The 18,092-nt window shown below is 49.3% G+C and carries 16 protein-coding genes; 5 read left to right on the top strand and 11 right to left on the bottom strand.

Going from position 1 to position 18,092, the window contains the following annotated elements:
* Positions 1-32 precede the first annotated feature (32 nt).
* The 6 genes from odhB to sdhC form a co-directional block, all read right to left on the bottom strand.
* Complete coding sequence (gene odhB / locus AB4876_RS17770) at positions 33-1,226, bottom strand: 2-oxoglutarate dehydrogenase complex dihydrolipoyllysine-residue succinyltransferase (protein WP_368383075.1); 1,194 nt, start codon at positions 1,224-1,226, stop codon at positions 33-35.
* A 57-nt stretch (positions 1,227-1,283) separates the two neighbouring features.
* Positions 1,284-4,118 (bottom strand): 2-oxoglutarate dehydrogenase E1 component, encoded by a 2,835-nt coding sequence (locus AB4876_RS17765; protein WP_368383074.1) that lies wholly within the window; start codon positions 4,116-4,118, stop codon positions 1,284-1,286.
* Positions 4,119-4,387: 269 nt separating this feature from the next.
* The gene (locus AB4876_RS17760) at positions 4,388-5,104 is read right to left on the bottom strand and encodes a succinate dehydrogenase iron-sulfur subunit (RefSeq protein WP_008249937.1); all 717 of its coding nucleotides are present in this window, start codon (positions 5,102-5,104) and stop codon (positions 4,388-4,390) included.
* Positions 5,105-5,121: 17 nt separating this feature from the next.
* A complete protein-coding gene (gene sdhA, locus AB4876_RS17755) occupies positions 5,122-6,894 on the bottom strand; it encodes a succinate dehydrogenase flavoprotein subunit (protein WP_368383073.1) in 1,773 nt (590 codons plus the stop codon).
* Between the two features lie 3 nt (positions 6,895-6,897).
* Positions 6,898-7,266, bottom strand: coding sequence for a succinate dehydrogenase, hydrophobic membrane anchor protein (sdhD, locus tag AB4876_RS17750; protein WP_008249933.1), 369 nt, complete (start codon positions 7,264-7,266; stop codon positions 6,898-6,900).
* Positions 7,260-7,634: a succinate dehydrogenase, cytochrome b556 subunit gene (sdhC, locus tag AB4876_RS17745; protein WP_368383072.1), complete on the bottom strand. Its 375-nt coding sequence runs from the start codon at positions 7,632-7,634 to the stop codon at positions 7,260-7,262. The genes sdhD and sdhC overlap by 7 nt, the downstream gene beginning before the upstream one ends.
* A 519-nt stretch (positions 7,635-8,153) precedes the next feature.
* Between sdhC and gltA the strand changes: the two genes are divergently transcribed.
* Positions 8,154-9,437: a citrate synthase gene (gene gltA / locus AB4876_RS17740; RefSeq protein WP_368383071.1), complete on the top strand. Its 1,284-nt coding sequence runs from the start codon at positions 8,154-8,156 to the stop codon at positions 9,435-9,437.
* 89 nt (positions 9,438-9,526) lie between these two features.
* Here gltA and AB4876_RS17735 read toward each other — a convergent pair whose 3' ends face one another.
* Entirely contained in the window at positions 9,527-9,934 is a 408-nt protein-coding gene (locus tag AB4876_RS17735; protein WP_368383070.1) for a hypothetical protein, read from the bottom strand.
* 232 nt (positions 9,935-10,166) lie between these two features.
* On the opposite strand from AB4876_RS17735, the gene AB4876_RS17730 reads away from it, so the two are divergent.
* Positions 10,167-10,400 carry a DUF2789 domain-containing protein gene (locus tag AB4876_RS17730; RefSeq protein WP_301027364.1) on the top strand — a complete coding sequence of 78 codons (234 nt, stop codon included), beginning with the start codon at positions 10,167-10,169 and terminating at the stop codon, positions 10,398-10,400.
* A gap of 34 nt (positions 10,401-10,434) precedes the next feature.
* Here the strand turns inward: AB4876_RS17730 and AB4876_RS17725 are convergent, their stop codons facing one another.
* Positions 10,435-10,644, bottom strand: coding sequence for a type II citrate synthase (locus AB4876_RS17725; RefSeq protein ID WP_368383069.1), 210 nt, complete (start codon positions 10,642-10,644; stop codon positions 10,435-10,437).
* A 20-nt stretch (positions 10,645-10,664) separates the two neighbouring features.
* Complete coding sequence (locus AB4876_RS17720; RefSeq protein ID WP_368383068.1) at positions 10,665-11,060, bottom strand: hypothetical protein; 396 nt, start codon at positions 11,058-11,060, stop codon at positions 10,665-10,667.
* A gap of 142 nt (positions 11,061-11,202) precedes the next feature.
* Here AB4876_RS17720 and AB4876_RS17715 point away from each other — a divergent pair, with 142 nt between their 5' ends.
* The 3 genes from AB4876_RS17715 to AB4876_RS17705 all read left to right on the top strand — a co-directional run bounded on the left by AB4876_RS17715 (position 11,203) and on the right by AB4876_RS17705 (position 15,365).
* Positions 11,203-12,471 carry a CinA family nicotinamide mononucleotide deamidase-related protein gene (locus AB4876_RS17715; RefSeq protein WP_368383067.1) on the top strand — a complete coding sequence of 423 codons (1,269 nt, stop codon included), beginning with the start codon at positions 11,203-11,205 and terminating at the stop codon, positions 12,469-12,471.
* 201 nt (positions 12,472-12,672) lie between these two features.
* Positions 12,673-14,595: a B12-binding domain-containing radical SAM protein gene (locus AB4876_RS17710; RefSeq protein WP_368383066.1), complete on the top strand. Its 1,923-nt coding sequence runs from the start codon at positions 12,673-12,675 to the stop codon at positions 14,593-14,595.
* Between the two features lie 452 nt (positions 14,596-15,047).
* Complete coding sequence (locus AB4876_RS17705; RefSeq protein WP_368383065.1) at positions 15,048-15,365, top strand: hypothetical protein; 318 nt, start codon at positions 15,048-15,050, stop codon at positions 15,363-15,365.
* Between the two features lie 169 nt (positions 15,366-15,534).
* Here the strand turns inward: AB4876_RS17705 and AB4876_RS17700 are convergent, their stop codons facing one another.
* Both AB4876_RS17700 and AB4876_RS17695 read right to left on the bottom strand, forming a co-directional pair.
* Positions 15,535-16,434 (bottom strand): OmpA family protein, encoded by a 900-nt coding sequence (locus AB4876_RS17700; protein ID WP_368383064.1) that lies wholly within the window; start codon positions 16,432-16,434, stop codon positions 15,535-15,537.
* Positions 16,431-18,092, bottom strand: a 1,662-nt coding sequence (locus tag AB4876_RS17695; protein WP_368383063.1) for a YadA family autotransporter adhesin, incomplete at its 5' end; no start/stop codon positions are given. The genes AB4876_RS17695 and AB4876_RS17700, both read right to left, overlap by 4 nt.

The following is an 18,092-nucleotide window of genomic DNA, read 5'->3' as shown; positions in this document are numbered from 1 at the left end:
CTCAAGACATACACCACGACTTACTAAGCTTTTTAAATTTCGAGTAAAATCCGCGCCGGATCTTCGATCAGATCTTTAATCGCCACCAAGAACTTCACTGCGTCTTTACCATCTACCAAGCGGTGATCATAGGAAAGCGCCAAGTACATCATTGGCAAAATAACGACTTCGCCATTTACCGCCATCGGGCGATCTTGGATTTTGTGCATACCTAAAATAGCAGTTTGCGGCGGGTTCAAAATGGGTGTAGACAATAGCGAACCAAACACGCCACCGTTGGTGATCGTAAAGGTACCGCCAGTCATGTCTTCCATGCTGAGTTTGCCGTCTTTGGCGCGTAAACCGTATTCACGGATTTTCTCTTCGATTCTCGCCATGCTCATGTTTTCGGCGTCGCGCAACACTGGAACTACTAAGCCTTTCTCGGTAGACACAGCGACACCAACGTCTTGATAGCCATGGTAAACAACGTCATCACCATCAATCGATGCGTTGACCTCTGGGAAGCGTTTCAACGCCTCGCAGGCCGCTTTAACAAAGAAGCCCATAAAGCCGAGGCGCGTACCGTTATGGGATTTTTCGAACAAGTCCTTGTACTGACTGCGCAAATCCATAACTGGCTTCATATTAACCTCGTTAAAGGTCGTCAGCATGGCGGTAGTGTGAGTCGCTTCCAATAGGCGCTCGGCAATACGCTTACGCAAACGCGTCATCGGTACGCGTTTTTCAATACGTTCGCCAGCAGGCACATCAACGACAGCTGCTGCGGCAGGCTTAGCTACAGGAGCTGCGGCGGGCGCGGCGGGTTTAAAGTTGGCAACGTCTTCTTTGGTGATTACGCCACCTTTCCCAGTGCCAGTCACTGCACTTGCGTCAATGCCTTTTTCTTCGAGCATTTTACGCGCCGCGGGGCTAACTTTAAGATCCTGGCTAGCAGCTGCCGGCTCAGCTTCAGCTTTGGCCGGTGCAGCACTGGGCTCAGCAGCAGCGCCCTCTTCAAAAACCGCCACCACTTCATCGCTTAATACGATATCGCCTTCGGGCTTTATAATTTCTTTTAATACGCCGTCAGCGGGTGCGACAACTTCAAGCACTACTTTGTCGGTTTCGATGTCTACCAGCGGCTCGTCGCGCTTGACCGCCTCGCCCACTTGCTTGTGCCATGTTGCGATAGAACCATCGGCGACGGATTCTGGAAAGGTCGGCGCTTTTATTTCAATGCTCATCATTATTCCTGTCAATTAATATCGCTGTACGAGACAGTCTGTATAAGGTTACAGCCCTTAAAGCTTAAGGGCCTGCGTGATAAATTTCTCTTGCTGTGCCAAGTGTAACGCCATATAACCCGCGGCTGGCGATGCAGAAGGTTCACGACCCACATAACCCAACAGCAGATTTTTCTCAGGCTTAAAGCTACGAATAACCCGCGCCATACGGTGCCGGCTGTTATACCAGGCCCCCTGATTGCGAGGCTCTTCCTGACACCAAACCACTTTCTTAAGATTGGGGTACTGGGCAATCGCATTGCGTAAATCATCGTACGGGAAGGGATAAACCTGCTCTAAACGTACAATAGCAATCGAGTCTTTACCGTGCTCACGACGAGCAGCGCGCAGATCGTAATAGACCTTACCGCTGCACAGGATCATGCGCGTGACCTTAGACTTATCAATGTCATCGGTTTCATCAATCACATTTTGGAAATGACCGGTGGTCAATTCCTCAAGTGTCGATACCGCCTCTTTATGACGGAGCAAACTCTTCGGCGACATCACCACCAACGGACGTCGCAGCGGGCGAATCGCCTGCCGGCGCAACATATGGAAAACCTGCGCAGGCGTCGATGGTATACATACTTGAATATTGTGTTCTGCACACAACTGCAGGAAACGCTCCAAACGCGCCGACGAATGCTCTGGGCCCTGGCCTTCATAGCCATGTGGCAGCAGCATCGTCAAACCGCACAAACGGCCCCACTTCAGCTCGCCACTACTAATAAACTGGTCAACCACAACTTGAGCACCGTTGGCGAAGTCACCAAACTGCGCTTCCCAAATAACCAGGGAATCAGGCTGCGTTGTGGAATAACCGTACTCAAAGGCAAGTACCGCTTCTTCTGACAATAAGGAGTCAAAAATATCAAAGCTTGGCTGATCTTCACTCATGTTCTGTAAAGGAACATAACGACGGCCATCGCTCTGACTGTGCAGTACCGCATGACGGTGAGAGAAAGTGCCACGACCAACATCCTGACCGGTCAAGCGCACCTTATGGCCCTGCTTCAGCAGCGAGCCATAGGCCATTATTTCGGCAAAACCCCAGTTTATCGGCATCGCGCCCGCAGCCATTTTACGACGGTCTTCGTATATCTTGGCCACTTGGCGCTGAACAACAACACCTTCGGGAACAGAGTTAACCGCCTCGGAAACCTCTTTTAAAACCTTGCCATCAATTGTGGTGTCGCCAGCGACATCCCAAGCGTGACCAAGGTAAGGAGTCCAATCAACAAACAGCTCCGAGTTAGGCTGCAACACCAAGCTCTTAGCAACGTGTTCACCGTTGTCTAGCGCCTGGCGGTAATCATCAGCCATTTTATCTGCAAGAGCCTGATCGATAGCGCCCTCTTCAAGCAATTTATTCACGTACAGTTCGCGCGTGGTTTTCTGCTTGTTAATTTTGCTGTACATCAAGGGCTGCGTGCCGGATGGCTCATCCGCTTCGTTATGACCACGACGGCGATAGCAAATCAGATCGACAACAACATCTTTCTTAAACTCTTGACGATAGTCAGCAGCCATTTGACTAACAAACAACACCGCTTCAGGATCATCGGCGTTCACATGGAAGATTGGCGCCTGCACCATTTTTGCCACATCAGTGCAGTATTCCGTAGAACGCGCATCTTCTTGCAGACTGGTGGTAAAACCAACCTGGTTATTAATAACAATGTGTACCGTGCCGCCAGTTTTATAAGCACGGGTTTGCGACATCTGAAAGGTTTCCATCACCACACCCTGACCGGCAAAAGCCGCATCACCGTGCAATACAATGGGCACCACTTTATCGCCGATAGGATCTTTACGGCGGTCTTGACGCGCTCGCACCGACCCCTCTACCACTGGCGAGACAATTTCCAAGTGGGATGGGTTAAAGGCTAGCGCCAAATGCACCTCACCACCTGGGGTCATCACATTCGACGAAAAGCCTTGGTGGTATTTAACGTCGGCAGAGCCCTGGTATTTAACCTTGCCTTCAAATTCGTCAAATAGTTCTGCAGGGTTTTTACCTAAGATATTTACTAAGAGGTTAAGGCGGCCACGATGGGCCATACCAATAACCATCTCTTTAGCGCCATAGGCGCCGGCGCGCTGAATCATCGCGTCCATCATAGGAATCAAGCTTTCGCCGCCTTCCAAACCAAAGCGCTTAGTGCCTGGGTATTTAGAGCCCAGCGACTTTTCCAAGCCCTCCGCAGCGGTTAAACGCTCGAGTAGATGAGTGCGAGTTTCCAAACCATATTGGGGCTGCGAGCGGACGCTTTCCATGCGCTGCTGAATCCACGTGCGCTCGCGCGTGTCTACAATATGCATGAACTCTGGACCAACAGAACGGCAATAGGTGGCCCGCAAGGCGTCATATATTTCGCGCAAAGTCGCTTGGTCTTTACCTATGTAAAGACTACCGGTTTGAAACACGGTATCAAAATCGGCTTCGCTTAATTGGTGATATTGCAATTCAAGATCTGGCACGCGACTGCGCTGCCATAAGCCCAGCGGGTCTAATTGCGCTTCCTGATGACCGCGCTGACGGTAGGCGCTAACCAGCTGGATGACTCTGACCTGCTTGCGCTCGTGATCACTGACTTCGGTATTGGCCGCACTATTGACGCGAACAGGGGATTTTGCGAGTTGCGCAAAATGTTCGCGGATTGGCGAGTGGGGAATATCGTGAGTTGTGTTTTCACTAACGCGGGGTAATTGTTGAAAATAGCTGCGCCATTCGTCAGAAACGGCGTTTGGATCAGTGAGGAAGGCCTCATACAACTCTTCTACGTAAGTCGCATTTCCGCCTGATATATGGGAGCTTTTCCACAGTAGCTCCATCGAATTTTTCTGCATTCCTGTCCACCTAGTAACAAGGGAAGTGGCAGTCCGAATGATGAATTGCCCGATAAGGCCTTTCTCATCCTGTGTAGCCCAGCGGCATTCAGTGTACGCCGCAGAACCGACTCGCACCACAGGGAACGTCTCTTCCCTCTTAATACGCTTTTTAGCTCGTAAAGTGCCGGTAAGCACCGAGTTGTATTTTTTCTGGCGCTGTTCGTAAACAGCGCCCGAGGACTAACTTTCCGCAGAGTTTTATAGCCCAGCCGAAGCTGGGGGAATACTTAGGTTGCTCTGCTTAGCAACATATTCCGAATATGACCGATTGCCTTTGTTGGGTTCAAGCCCTTAGGACAGACGTTCACACAGTTCTGAATACCATGGCAACGGAACACACTAAATGGATCATCTAGATCACTTAAGCGCTCTTCTGTTGCGGTATCACGGCTGTCCGCCAAAAAGCGGTAAGCCTGCAGCAAGCCGCTTGGGCCAATAAAGCGATCCGGATTCCACCAAAAAGATGGGCAAGCTGTTGAGCAGCACGCGCACAGGATGCACTCGTACAGGCCGTCTAGCTTAGCGCGTTCTTCAGGTGACTGCAGACGCTCAATGGCTGGCGCTGGCGTATCATTCAGCAAGAAAGGTTTAATCTTTTCATATTGCTTGTAGAAAAGACTCATGTCGATAACGAGGTCGCGAATAACAGGCAGGCCCGGCAGCGGACGCAAAACCAGCTTATTGCCGCCTTTGCCGTTTTTCAGAGCTTCGGAAATTGGCGTAACGCAGGCCAAACCGTTTTTGCCGTTGATATTCATACCATCGGAACCACACACACCTTCACGGCACGAGCGGCGGTAAGCCAGCGACGGATCACTGCCTTTTAACAGTTCAAGAACATCCAATACCATGAGGTCTTTGCCACCGGTATCCAGTTCCACTTCTTGCATGTACGGTTCCTGATCAACTTCAGGATTGTAACGATAGAGACTGACTTTCAACATGTTCGTTTTCCCCTGAATCAGTACGTACGAATTTTTGGTGCAAACGCTTCACGAGTTTTCGGCGTGAAGTTAACCGCCCGCTTACCTACCCGTTTTTCATTGGGGAAGTAGACAGAGTGGCACAACCAGTTTTCGTCATCGCGATCAGTGAAGTCTTCACGAGCGTGAGCGCCGCGGCTCTCAGTACGCGCTTCAGCAGCAATCGCCGTAGCCTCTGCCACTTCAAACAAATTATGAAGTTCAAGGGCTTCAATACGCGCTGTATTGTAGGCATTGCTCTTATCTTCCAAGTGCGCGTTATCGATACGAACCCGCAGCTCGGCCAACTTTTTGATACCTTCTTGCATAAAGTCACCGCGACGGAAAACGCCGAAATGATTCTGCATGATCGTCTGCAATTCTGTACGCAGTGCCGAAACACTTTCGCCACCGGTAGTGTTGTTGATTTTGTTCAAACGGCTCATTGCGCGGTCGATATCGGCCTCTGAAGCATCGCGCATTTCAACGCCTTCACGCAGGCTCTTCTCGATATACAAGCCGGCAGAGCGGCCAAACACCACGAGATCCAGCAGTGAGTTACCACCCAAGCGGTTAGCACCGTGAACCGATACACAAGCCACTTCACCACAGGCAAACAAACCAGGAATAACGGTGTCGTTGCCATCTGCATCAACAGTCAATGCCTGACCGTTAACATTGGTGGGAATACCACCCATCATGTAGTGGCAAGTAGGGACAACTGGCACTGGCTCTTTTACTGGATCGGCGTGAGCGAATGTACGTGACAACTCGCAAATACCGGGCAAACGGCTCTCAAGAACCTCTTCACCAAGGTGATCTAACTTCAGGTAAACGTGATCGCCATTGGGACCGCAACCGCGACCCTCAAGAATTTCTAAGGTCATAGAGCGGGCAACAACGTCGCGACCAGCCAAATCTTTGGCGTTTGGTGCGTAACGCTCCATGAAACGTTCGCCGTCTTTATTGACGAGGTAACCACCCTCACCGCGACAGCCTTCAGTAACAAGTACACCCGCGCCGGCAATACCGGTGGGGTGGAACTGCCACATTTCGATGTCTTGCACTGGGAAACCAGCGCGCAACGCCATGCCAACGCCGTCGCCAGTGTTGATGTGGGCATTGGTAGTAGAGGCGTAAATACGGCCAGCACCGCCGGTAGCAAATACGGTAGCCTTAGACTTAACGTAAACTACTTCACCAGTTTCAATACAAATAGCGATAACGCCGACAACTTCGCCGTCTTCGTTCTTCACCAAGTCAGTGGCGTACCACTCATTGAAAAACACAGTATTGTTTTTCAGATTGCCCTGATAAAGGGTGTGCAACAGCGCGTGACCAGTACGGTCGGCAGCAGCACAGGTACGAGCAGCCTGACCGCCCTCACCAAAATTCTTAGACTGACCACCAAAAGGACGCTGATAAATACGGCCTTCTTCGGTGCGAGAGAAAGGCATACCCATGTGATCCAGTTCGTAAACCGCTTCTGGACCAACCTGACACATATATTCAATCGCTTCTTGATCACCAATGTAATCAGAACCTTTAACTGTGTCATACATATGCCACTGCCACTGATCCTGTGGATCCGAGCTGGCAATTGCACAAGTAATACCACCCTGAGCAGACACCGTGTGTGAACGCGTGGGGAATACTTTAGAGATTACTGCTGTCTTATAGCCTGACTGCGCCAACTGCAGTGCCGCGCGCATACCCGCACCGCCACCACCAACAATCACACCATCAAAAGAAATTGTACGAATATTAGCCATTGCTTAACTCCAAAGAATCTGGATGCCCCAAACGAGGTAGGTGAACAACACAACAGCCGAAGCTGCCTGAAATGCCAAGCGTAAAACCGTCGCTCGGCCACCCATTAGTCGCTCTGTTAAATAGTCGGTCGATACCGACCACAAACCAATCCATGCATGAGACACAATGGACAAAACTGCTGCGGTACTAAACACACGCATAAAAGTGCTATCGAAATAGCCACTCCACTGCTCGTAGCTTAAATCTGAACCACTACAAAGCAGATAAAAACCAACTACTAACATATAAGCCAGCAGCACAACACCACTGACACGTTGCACCAGCCAATCTGCTAAGCCGTTGCGACCCAAATTCGTTACTGAATTTACCATATCCACAACCCCGCAAGTACAACCAACACCGCTGTGACAGCCAGCACTAATTTCGCGCCAGTTTCACCGCCTTCCATAGACTCACCGATACCGGCGTCCATTACCAAGTGCTTTACACCGGCAGCAGAGTGATAGCTCAAACCGATTAACACGGCCCATAGACTCAACTTACCCCAGAATGAAGCCAAGCATGCCTTAGCCTGCTCAAAGCCCTCTGGACCATCAAGACTGGTACCAAGCAACCAAAATAGCAGGGCGACGCCAGCTACAAGAAACACACCACTTACGCGGTGCAAAATAGAGGTATATGCGGTAATCGGCAGCGCGATTGTCCCGATATCCAGATTTACAGGTCGTTTATCGTTCACGGTTTGCCACACTTTTAATTTCTGGCTCGAAACTCGAGCGGTTTAAAGGGAGTGGATCAATCAATCTCCGGACTTATTCGTCCGACTGTGCCTCTGTAGGTTGGGCCTTTACAAACCCGACAAGAAACGCCGCGCATTATAGGGCCAAGGCCGCGCAATTACAAACCCTAGCAAACAGCCTTGCCGGCCCGCAAAAAACTCCAATATCAAAGGCTTAAGCCACCATTTCGCACCATTATGGCGCCATATAAACGCTGCTCACATAACGCGAACACACAAAATTAATACAATTATTCGCTAATATTAGAAAAACCCCTCCAGATCGGACATTTAGAATTCCCTCCACTGCAATTGCACGATAAAATGTTCTCACCGTTGACAAAACATTTCATCTCTCTATATTTGTCACTCCCGCGCAAGCGGACCTTCTAGTGTTACATTCCCGCAATACCGTGCAGAATGCTAGACACTGGGAGTTAACGCCACAAGCTAAGTTAAAAGTTACAGGAGCCCGTCACAATGAGCGATAAGAAAGCAAGCCTGAGTATCGATGGAAAAACGCTGGACCTAAAAGTCCACTCCGGCACTATCGGCCCCGACGTCATCGAAGTCAGCGCCCTGACGGGAAATGGTTACTTTACCTATGACCCAGGATTCGTTTCTACCGCAGCCTGCGAGTCAAAAATCACTTATATAGACGGTGATAAAGGCATTCTTCTTCACGGCGGCTACCCTATTGAGCAACTCGCCGAGCAATCTGACTACCTAGAAACCTGCTTCCTGTTACTTTACGGCGAACTCCCAAATGCCGATCAGAAAGAAGCGTTCTTCAATAAAGTCCGCATGCACACCATGGTCAACGACCAGATGAGCACCTTTTTCAAAGGCTTCCGTCGCGACGCCCACCCCATGGCGATCATGTGTGGTGTCGTTGGCGCACTATCTGCGTTCTACCACGATTCACTAGACATCACTGACGAGAAGCACCGCGAAATCTCTGCGATTCGCTTGATTGCAAAAATGCCAACTTTGGCGGCCATGACCTACAAATACACCATCGGCCAGCCCTTCATGTACCCGCAGAACCACCTGAGCTACTCAGAAAATTTCCTGCACATGATGTTCGGCAACCCTTGTGAGCCAAGCAATGTAAATCCTGTACTGGCCAAAGCAATGGATAAAATCTTCCTATTGCACGCCGACCACGAGCAAAACGCATCTACTTCTACTGTGCGCCTCGCTGGCTCAACTGGCGCCAACCCTTTCGCCTGTATTTCTGCCGGTATTGCTGCACTGTGGGGACCCTCTCACGGCGGCGCCAATGAAGCAGTATTGGATATGCTTAACGAAATTGGCGATGCATCTCGCATCGACGAGTTCGTCGCAAGAGCTAAAGATAAAGACGACCCATTCCGCCTAATGGGCTTTGGTCACCGCGTTTACAAAAACTTTGACCCGCGCGCCAAAGTAATGAAACTAGCTGCTGATGAAGTTTTAGCTGAACTCGGCCTAGAAAACGACCCGTTACTGAAAATTGCTAAGCGCCTAGAGCAAATCGCACTAGAAGATGAATACTTTATCGACCGCAAACTCTATCCAAACGTCGATTTCTATTCAGGCATTATTCTGAAAGCGATTGGCATTCCAACTAGCATGTTTACCGTTATCTTCGCCCTAGGCCGCACCCCAGGCTGGATCGCACACTGGAATGAAATGATCAGCGGTAGCTACCGTATCGGTCGTCCGCGCCAGCTGTACACCGGCCCAGTACAACGCGACTTTGTCAGCTTAGACAAGCGCTAAATGAAGACGTGGAGCCTAGGCTCCGCAATAAAAAAGGCCGCTATTGCGGCCTTTTTTATTGTCGAAATTTAACTGAAACGAAAACGATTTCAGCGCGTTTTATATTCAAAACCCACCTCGGCACCAGCTACGCTATCAGCATAGCTACTCACCGTCTTTTCCGTCATCGCATTTTCTTTAAGCAGTAATTTCGACTTTAACTTTAAGCGTGACGCCTCGCGGCCCTGATCAGAGCCAAACCAATCCTTAACCCCATAACGATCGCGACCACCATCATTCCATACCTCTGCCGTTATCACGACTGCGTCTTGCGGCAGCCGCAAATCCAATTTAGCTTGTTTGGGCGCACTCACCGGCTCCGACACTGAAACCACAGACTCAGCAAGGTTAGCAGGTTTAGTGGTCGCAGCCCCGGCTACTTTACTGGCCTGCGGCTCCCGAGATTGACAAGCTATTAAGGCAATTGCAAAAACCAATATCAGCCCAAACTTCCCCATTTAACCCTCACACACATTCAACGACCAACTGAAAGATCCCGCCAAACTAGCCAATTCCGGCACACAATAAAGCCACAGCTGGGCTTAGATGATAAATAAGCAAAAATACTCACCTGAAAGTACGCTTTATTAGCACACGCCCACCAGCAGTGATTTACACAAAAACTGGAAAGGCAGCACGGGGTCTTCTATATTGGACACTAGCTACGGCTATTCACCTACGGAGGACACAATGGAAACCGAATTACACACAATGAATACGCTTTTTCAGCAGCTCGGCTTACCCGCCAGCGACGAAGAAGTTGAACGATTCATTGTTCGCCACCGCCCCCTACCCAGAGGGCTATTGATTCACGAGGCCAGCTTTTGGAAGCCAGCACAGGCGAAGCTACTAAAAGAATCTATCGATTTAGATGCCGAGTGGGCTGAATTAGTCGACGAACTCGACGCACGATTGCGTTACTAACACCGCATCGCAGCTCCCGCCACGAAGCAAAACTTTAATCGCCGTGCTCATCTATACCAACATAGCGAATTTTGGGATAAGACACCCATTTAAAATTTTGCTCGTGGCTACAAATCATACACCGATGAGGCACCAAGCCAGTAGACGCATCCATGCCACCACTGTGCTTCATCATGCCATGATTGCATTTATCACAGACATAATTCACTTCAATTGCTTTAACCGGACGGGTAATTTCAGGCATAAAAACCCCATTAAAAGAACTTACAATACACCGGCACCAGTATTATCGGGTGCAGCGTTTGATGGTTGCTGAGCGGGCGCGGAGCCGGGATCCTGCTTTTGCCCCTGTTTATCAAAACCCTCCTTAGCGCGCTGCAATTCCTTCTCTACGGTATCTAGCATCGCCGACCAACCATTGATCAATGCGTCATTGGCATTTTCAATCAAACCGCCTAACGAAGACTCTTCCATTTTTTTTAATTCCTGGCGGGCGAGCTGCACGCGCTCGTCGATACCGTCAACCCGCACAGACAACTGCAATAGCTGCTCATTCATCGTTTCACGATACGCTTTTGCGTCAAAGTACTGCCATACCTCAAAAATCATCAATACCAAGACAATCACGCCGGCTAAAACAACACCAGATGACAGTTTCATAACGTTCTCCCGACGCAAAAACGACAAATATTAGAGCTTAGCCAGCAAAGATATTACTATGTAAATCATGACTCAGCTGCTTGCGCCGTTCAATATACAACTTAGCGACAGCCCTCAACAACGCCAAAAATGGATAAACTGAATGAAGCTACACCTACTCCTCACCGGCAATGAACTTATGGCTGGCGATATAATTGACTCTAACTCCGCCATGATTGCCGAGCAAATCAAAGATTACGGCTGGCGAATCAATAAAAAGGTTACCGTTGGCGATGAGCTAGACCGCCTTTGTAGCGAAATTAACCAACTCTGTGATGACGCTGATGTACTAATCATCAACGGCGGCCTCGGGCCAACTGTTGATGATCTCACCGCAGTAGCACTCGCGCGCGTTAGCGGCACTGAAATTTGCGAGCACCCACAAGCCCTCGCCCACCTTACGCAATGGTGCAAAACACGAGGCTTTTCACTCAATGCATCTAACTATAAACAAGCGATGCTACCCAAAGGCTGCGACATTATCGCAAATGAACGCGGCAGCGCCGTCGGCATCAAACTAAAACACAAAAACTGCCTTATTTTTGCAAGCCCAGGGGTGCCCAGTGAATTGCGGCCCATGCTGAGCAACGAAATTATTCCGACCTTGGATAATTTATTCCCCTCCGACCATATCCAAACACTGCGGCTGGGCGTTTTTGGACTTGGTGAATCAGGCATCCAGGAGATGGTAAATAGCCATTTGAGCGACTGGCCAGACGATATTGAACTGGGCTTTCGCGCCTCTATGCCAGTACTGGAAGTAAAGCTCACCACTCGCGGCAGTAATCCCGAGGCCAGGCTACGGCAATGGACGCCAAGGGTCACAGAGCTATTGGCCGACCATCTACTAGGGGAGCTGCCCATAAGCCTACCTTCAGCAACAATAAATGCGCTTAAGGCTAATAACTTGCAATTATGCACGGCCGAATCATGCACCGGCGGCCTTATTGCATCTCAGCTAACCAGCGTAGCGGGCGCCTCCCAAGTATATCCGGGCGGTATCGTTAGTTACTCTAACCAAGTCAAAGCGCAGCTGCTTAATGTTTCTGAAGAAAGCTTGGCCAGTGATGGCGCAGTGAGTGAACACGTCGTTCGCCAAATGGCACTAGGGGCTATCAAGGCAACAGGCGCTGATATCGCGATCGCCGTTACCGGCATTGCCGGCCCCGATGGCGGCAGCGCAGACAAGCCAGTCGGCACCGTTTGGATCGCCTGGGGTACGGCGCAAGAGCTTAAGGCCATAAAACTTCAACTGCCTTTCGATCGCACGGCATTTCAAAGCTGGGTAGCCGCACTAAGCCTCGACTTAGTTCGCAGGCAAATTCTGGATTTACCGGAGCTACCCCAACTAATGAAACGCTTCCAGCGTTAGTTAGCCCAAGCAACAGCATCATCGCAGTAGCCAAAGTAAAGTAAAACTGCTGCGATGTCGCTATTAACACCCTGCCCAAATGACATTTCAGCGATAGGCTCACAACCTAAACACTGCTACTCTTTTAATAAATAAACGCTCAAAACTTTGTGTATTTAGCCGCCCGTTTTCAGCTAATCCACCTATCGGAAGCCAATAATAATGAGTCAATCACCGCCACCCTGCCCCGTTTTTTTATTTAGCATGGACTCAGATCAATTTTGGGCCGCGCCGACCACGACTGGCGGCCTAAAAGCCTATTATCAACGCTATGGTTGCAACACCGAACACTACCACATTGAATTGCTGCATTTTCGCGACAGCGAGGCCGTGACCGAATGGAGAAACACCGCTCAAGCGTCCGTTTTAACCCAGATACACGCAGCATTAAACGCCGGCCAGAGACCGATCATTGGCTTTAGCATGTACACGTGGAATGCCGCCGAATTTTTAAGTTTAATCCATGCAATCAAATCAGGCTGCCCAGACGTATTATGTATTGCTGGAGGGCCCCATGTTCAACAGGCTGAAGACTACCTTTTTGACGATCCAATAGACCTCATTATTTTGGGCGAAGGTGAATCAAGCTTCCAAGAAATCCTCGACGCACCGCTGAACAACAGCTGGGCAAGCATCAAAGGTCTAGCATTCTTACGGAACGACGAACTCATTAAAACAGGTGGGCGCGAGCGCCGCACCCAGCTTGACGAACTGCCATCGGCGCTAGATGTTATCGACTTGAGCGACGCCGAAGGCAACCCCCTATACGACTCAGTATCATACGAAACCAGCCGCGGCTGTCCATTTAAATGTGCATTTTGCGAATGGGGTACCGGTGCAATTGGCACCAAGATGCATCAATTCTCAATGGCGCGAGTACGCAGTGACTGGCGACGAATCGTCGACGCGGGGATTAAAGATATCTGGCTTGCCGATTCAAATTTTGGCGCATTAAAGGAAGACTTAGAAAAAGCCCAACTAATTTGCGAACTCAAAGCCGAGACTGGTCTTCCAAATAGCTTTGCCACCTCTTGGTCTAAAAAACACAGTCCTAGGGTGCAAGAAATTGTACTGCTATTACACCGCAATGGCTTGCTTCCACACTACCAACTTGCACTCCAAACACTCACGCCTCTGGCGCTGGAGTTAAGCAATCGCAAAAATATGGGCGCGAACAAATATGAACCCATTGCCAAGCAAATGGCCAGTGCCGGCGTACCCATCGCCGCCGAGCTTATCTGGGGCCTGCCGGGCGACAATTTACCTGAATTTGAAAAAAACCTCGATCAGTTGCTGCGCACTTTTCCAAACTTAAATATATTCGCCTACACACTACTGCCCGGCACCGAGTTTTACGAAAAGCGCGAAGAATACCAAATCGAAACTATTCCAGTAGCAGGTTACGGCAAAGCCAAAGGAGAATACGTGGTCGCCTGCCACACCTTTGGGCGTGACCAAGGGATCGAAGGCTACTTCTTAATTACCGCGCACATCCTATTTGCCCACGGCCACCTCCTCCCACTATCGATCCGCTACTTAGCCTTGCAAGGCAATATTACTACTGCGCCTCTGCTGCGCAATTTACTGCGCGCAGTGTGTCTTGAATACCAAAGTGAATTAAGTGATATCGACTTAAGCGATCGCATGGTCGTTTATGAAAATAGAGCGCGCTTATACACCGCCATGTTACAAAACCCCGACCGGCTGTATGACTTATTAAAACAGCTAGTGCTCTCTTACCTCTCAGCCGAACACTGTTCGGAGCTACAAGCAAACATCACCAATATATTAGAACTTGATGCAGCACTTAGCCCGCGCGTTGGCGAGCCAAGCGAGACCGAGTACCACTTCAACTTCGATGCCGTAAGCAGCAAAACAGCCCTCGACTGCCTCAGCCTACCCTGTACAGAGGACTTTTTACATAATAGTCAAACTTTAAAAATCAAAAGTCCTGGTGGCATCGGCGTCATTTTAAAAGACCCAGACGGTGGCGGATGGTTACGCGGCGAAATAGCCAATGCCTGCACGGAAATCCAAGCCGTGCGAATTATGCATCCCAACGTCAAACCACAGATTAATGCATAAATCGTTTATAGCGTAACCATCACAACCGGCGCAGTCTACACCAAGGCTGCGGCCGGTTAATATCATGCGATTATAAAGGTGGCTACTACAAGACGATCGATGCACGCCACCACACTCACTTAAATCGTAATTTCACTTACCACTTTCAAAAATGTTTTTGCATTTTGCGAAGTATTATTGAAATAGGTGTCCCGTTAAACCAACGATTCGCAATTTGCGAACAAATCCTAATTTTATTTTTATTCTGAGGTGCGTAATGCTACGTATCGCAATAAAGAGTTATATTGGCTACCGTATAATCTAACGAGTGCTTTTTGTTGCGATATCTCGTTAGATTATCAATCAGCGTTGGTTAATAAGGATATTCCACTGCGATTCAATAAATGTTTATAAAGGCCCTGCTGGCATTGGCCTTTAAATGTTATAAACGCCTATGTAGAGGAATGAAAACAATGAGAAACACCAAGCGTAAATCAAAGCAAGGTGGTTTTGTACTTGCCGCAGAATTAACACTCATGAGCACGATGATGGTCGCAGGTGTAACCGTAGGCATGGCAACCATGCGCGACTCAATGCTAGCTGAAATGGAAGATGTTTCAGAGTCTATTGGCTCGTTAAACCAAAGCTTTTCTTATGCGGGCGTGCGCAGTGGCCATGGCACGGCGGCTATTGCCGGTTCAGGCTTTCGCGACTCAGTAGACACCAATGCAGGTGATGGCGTGAGCTTTGTATTTGTCGACACCACCTACTCAGAAGGCAGCGCTCAATAGCTATTCGGGTATTCCTACGTTCTATATTTGTTAATATCTCGCTTCAAAGGGGCACTAAGCACCCCTTTGAATCAAACAACCCAAAAGAAACCTACTGAACGAAGTACGTCAAACGCTCTGCCAGACAACATCTCCACAGATCTTCTCTAAAACAAAACCCGCTAAACAACTACTCTGAAAATGATATTATCTTTATTTCGACCCTTCGGTTTTTAGCTCTATCTTCCACACTATCATTACTAGCAACTGGCTGCTCTTCACCATAACCGTGGGCACGGACTTTCGCCGAATCGAAACCGAGCTCCACCATATAATTTAAAACCACCTCTGCTCGCCTTTGCGACAAACTGTGATTGTAATCTGAACTCATAACCGAGTCGGTATGACCACCAATCTCAATCATTTCTATGCTGCATAGTTTTAAATACGCTACAGCACTCTCAATAGTTTCTTGCGCTAGCTCGCTAAGAACCGCCTTATCTACGTCAAATTTAATATTATCGAAAGGCAAATTTGTACTCGGCTCAAGCTTACATGTAGCGGCAGACTTTGCATCTACAATTTGTTCCGACACAGCCCCCCTTAACTGCGAGTATGCGCCACCGCCCTGAGACGCCACAGAAGGAGCAGCCCTACCCGTATGGTTTAGCTCACGCGGATCAGGACTATAACGTGTAGCATTCGCGTCACCCCTATGTAGGCTAACCTCGCTTCCTTCCGAATTTAACCCCAGGTTAGATATGCCATTTTCTCCCACCAATTTTGCACTAGCGGTGCCGGTATTGAACGCGCCAACATTATCCGACGAATCACCCCTCACACCGGATTCAGTCGCACGGCGATCATCAGTAGGTGATGAATATTGCTTACTTTGCAAAGACATTTCGTCGTAGCGATTTCCAAAACGCGCACTACCTTCACTATTTCCCGTCTCAAACGCACCACGATTACCCTTAGGTTTAGTCACTGACGACACAGCCAGATCTGGACGCAGCACTTCATTATTCGAATTGTTTCGGGCGTTACTATCGAAGCTACTCTGCTCCGTATCTATTTCTCTATTCGTCAAACGACATCGCGCTCACTTACCGATATATCGTTATTTTCCTGTGAAGTTGTCTTACTGACAGGCCGGTCCGCTGGCGATACGGAATTTTCGCTGCTAGCCGCAGTATTGGCACCATTCTTTAACCCATTATTAGTTATTGGATTATTCAATTGCGCACTGCTATTACCCTGCTGACTCGCGTCGGTATTTACATTGGTATTACTAGAACCACTTTCTGCAGGTACGTCTGCACTATCATTGCCGTTAGAAGCGACAGGGGCTGAATTCTGCGGAGAATTATCTACGCTGTCATTTTTACCCTCTACATTGCTTCCACTCTGACCATTGCCTGCCGCACCATCACCATTAGCTGGCTTCGCAGAGTTTCCATTACCGGAGTTAGCGGATGGCGAGGCGCCATTGGCATTGCTGCTATCTCCAGTTTCGCCACTAGCTGCCGGCGTATTTTCGCGACTGCTATCGCTGCCGGCTGGCTTGTTTCCATTCTGGCTATTATCTGCGGCCGCGTTTCCATTGCCAGAATTGACAGATGACGAGGCACCATCAGCATTACGATTACCCGCGCCGTCACCACTTTGGCTACTTACTGCGGCGTTCGTACCGCCATTATTTCCGCTGGAAGATGTAGTATTCTGACTACTACTTCCACCAGTATCAGCTTGAGCACTACTGCTATTACCCTGCTGACTCGCGTCGGTATTTACATTGGTATTACTAGAACCACTTTCTGCAGGTATGTCTGCACTATCATTGCCGTTAGAAGCGACAGGGGCTGAATTCTGCGGAGAATTATCTACGCTGTCATTTTTACCCTCTACATTGCTTCCACTCTGACTATTATCTGCCGCAGCATCACCGCCAGTTGGCTTCGCAGAGTTTCCATTACCGGAGTTAGCGGATGGCGACGCGCCATTGGCATTGCTGCTATCTCCAGTTTCGCCACTACCTACCGGCGCATTTTCGCGGCTGCTATCGTTGCCCGCTGGCTTGTTTCCACTCTGACTATTATCTGCCGCAGCATCACCGCTAGTTGGCTTCGCTGAGTTTCCATTGCCGGAGTTAGCCGATGGCGACGCGCCATTGGCATTGCGGTTATCCGGACTTTCACCCACACTGGCTTGTGCATTATCGCTGCCGCTGTTATTTCCCTCAGGCTTACTTTCATTCTGACTACTACTTCCACCAGTATCAGCTTGAGCACTACTGCTATTACCCTGCTGACTCGCGTCGGTATTTACATTGGTATTACTAGAACCACTTTCTGCAGGTACGTCTGCACTATCATTGCCGTTAGAAGCGACAGGGGCTGAATTCTGCGGAGAATTATCTACGCTGTCATTTTCACCCTCTACATTGCTTCCACTCTGACTATTATCTGCCGCAGCATCACCGCTCGCTGGCTTCGCAGAGTTTCCTTTACCGGAGTTAGCCGATGGCGACGCACCATTGGTATTGCTGCTATCTCCAGTTTCGCCACTAGCTGCCGGCGTATTTTCACTGCCAGCTGGCTTGTTTCCACTCTGACTATTATCTGCGGCGTTCGTACCGCCATTATTTCCGCTGGAAGATGTAGTATTCTGACTACTACTTCCACCAGTATCAGCTTGAGCACTACTGCTATTACCCTGCTGACTCGCGTCGGTATTTACATTGGTATT

The organism is Zhongshania guokunii (genome assembly GCF_040892635.1).
In the GTDB taxonomy this organism is placed as follows: domain Bacteria; phylum Pseudomonadota; class Gammaproteobacteria; order Pseudomonadales; family Spongiibacteraceae; genus Spongiibacter; species Spongiibacter guokunii.
This window is presented reverse-complemented; position numbering and strand designations above follow the sequence as displayed.

Coding starts and splice junctions, on each gene's coding strand:
- odhB (WP_368383075.1), bottom strand. CDS start 1,226: ATGAGCATTGAAATAAAAGCGCCGACCTTTCCAGAATCCGTCGCCGAT.
- AB4876_RS17765 (WP_368383074.1), bottom strand. CDS start 4,118: ATGCAGAAAAATTCGATGGAGCTACTGTGGAAAAGCTCCCATATATCA.
- AB4876_RS17760 (WP_008249937.1), bottom strand. CDS start 5,104: ATGTTGAAAGTCAGTCTCTATCGTTACAATCCTGAAGTTGATCAGGAA.
- sdhA (WP_368383073.1), bottom strand. CDS start 6,894: ATGGCTAATATTCGTACAATTTCTTTTGATGGTGTGATTGTTGGTGGT.
- sdhD (WP_008249933.1), bottom strand. CDS start 7,266: ATGGTAAATTCAGTAACGAATTTGGGTCGCAACGGCTTAGCAGATTGG.
- gltA (WP_368383071.1), top strand. CDS start 8,154: ATGAGCGATAAGAAAGCAAGCCTGAGTATCGATGGAAAAACGCTGGAC.
- AB4876_RS17735 (WP_368383070.1), bottom strand. CDS start 9,934: ATGGGGAAGTTTGGGCTGATATTGGTTTTTGCAATTGCCTTAATAGCT.
- AB4876_RS17730 (WP_301027364.1), top strand. CDS start 10,167: ATGGAAACCGAATTACACACAATGAATACGCTTTTTCAGCAGCTCGGC.
- AB4876_RS17725 (WP_368383069.1), bottom strand. CDS start 10,644: ATGCCTGAAATTACCCGTCCGGTTAAAGCAATTGAAGTGAATTATGTC.
- AB4876_RS17720 (WP_368383068.1), bottom strand. CDS start 11,060: ATGAAACTGTCATCTGGTGTTGTTTTAGCCGGCGTGATTGTCTTGGTA.
- AB4876_RS17715 (WP_368383067.1), top strand. CDS start 11,203: ATGAAGCTACACCTACTCCTCACCGGCAATGAACTTATGGCTGGCGAT.
- AB4876_RS17710 (WP_368383066.1), top strand. CDS start 12,673: ATGAGTCAATCACCGCCACCCTGCCCCGTTTTTTTATTTAGCATGGAC.
- AB4876_RS17705 (WP_368383065.1), top strand. CDS start 15,048: ATGAGAAACACCAAGCGTAAATCAAAGCAAGGTGGTTTTGTACTTGCC.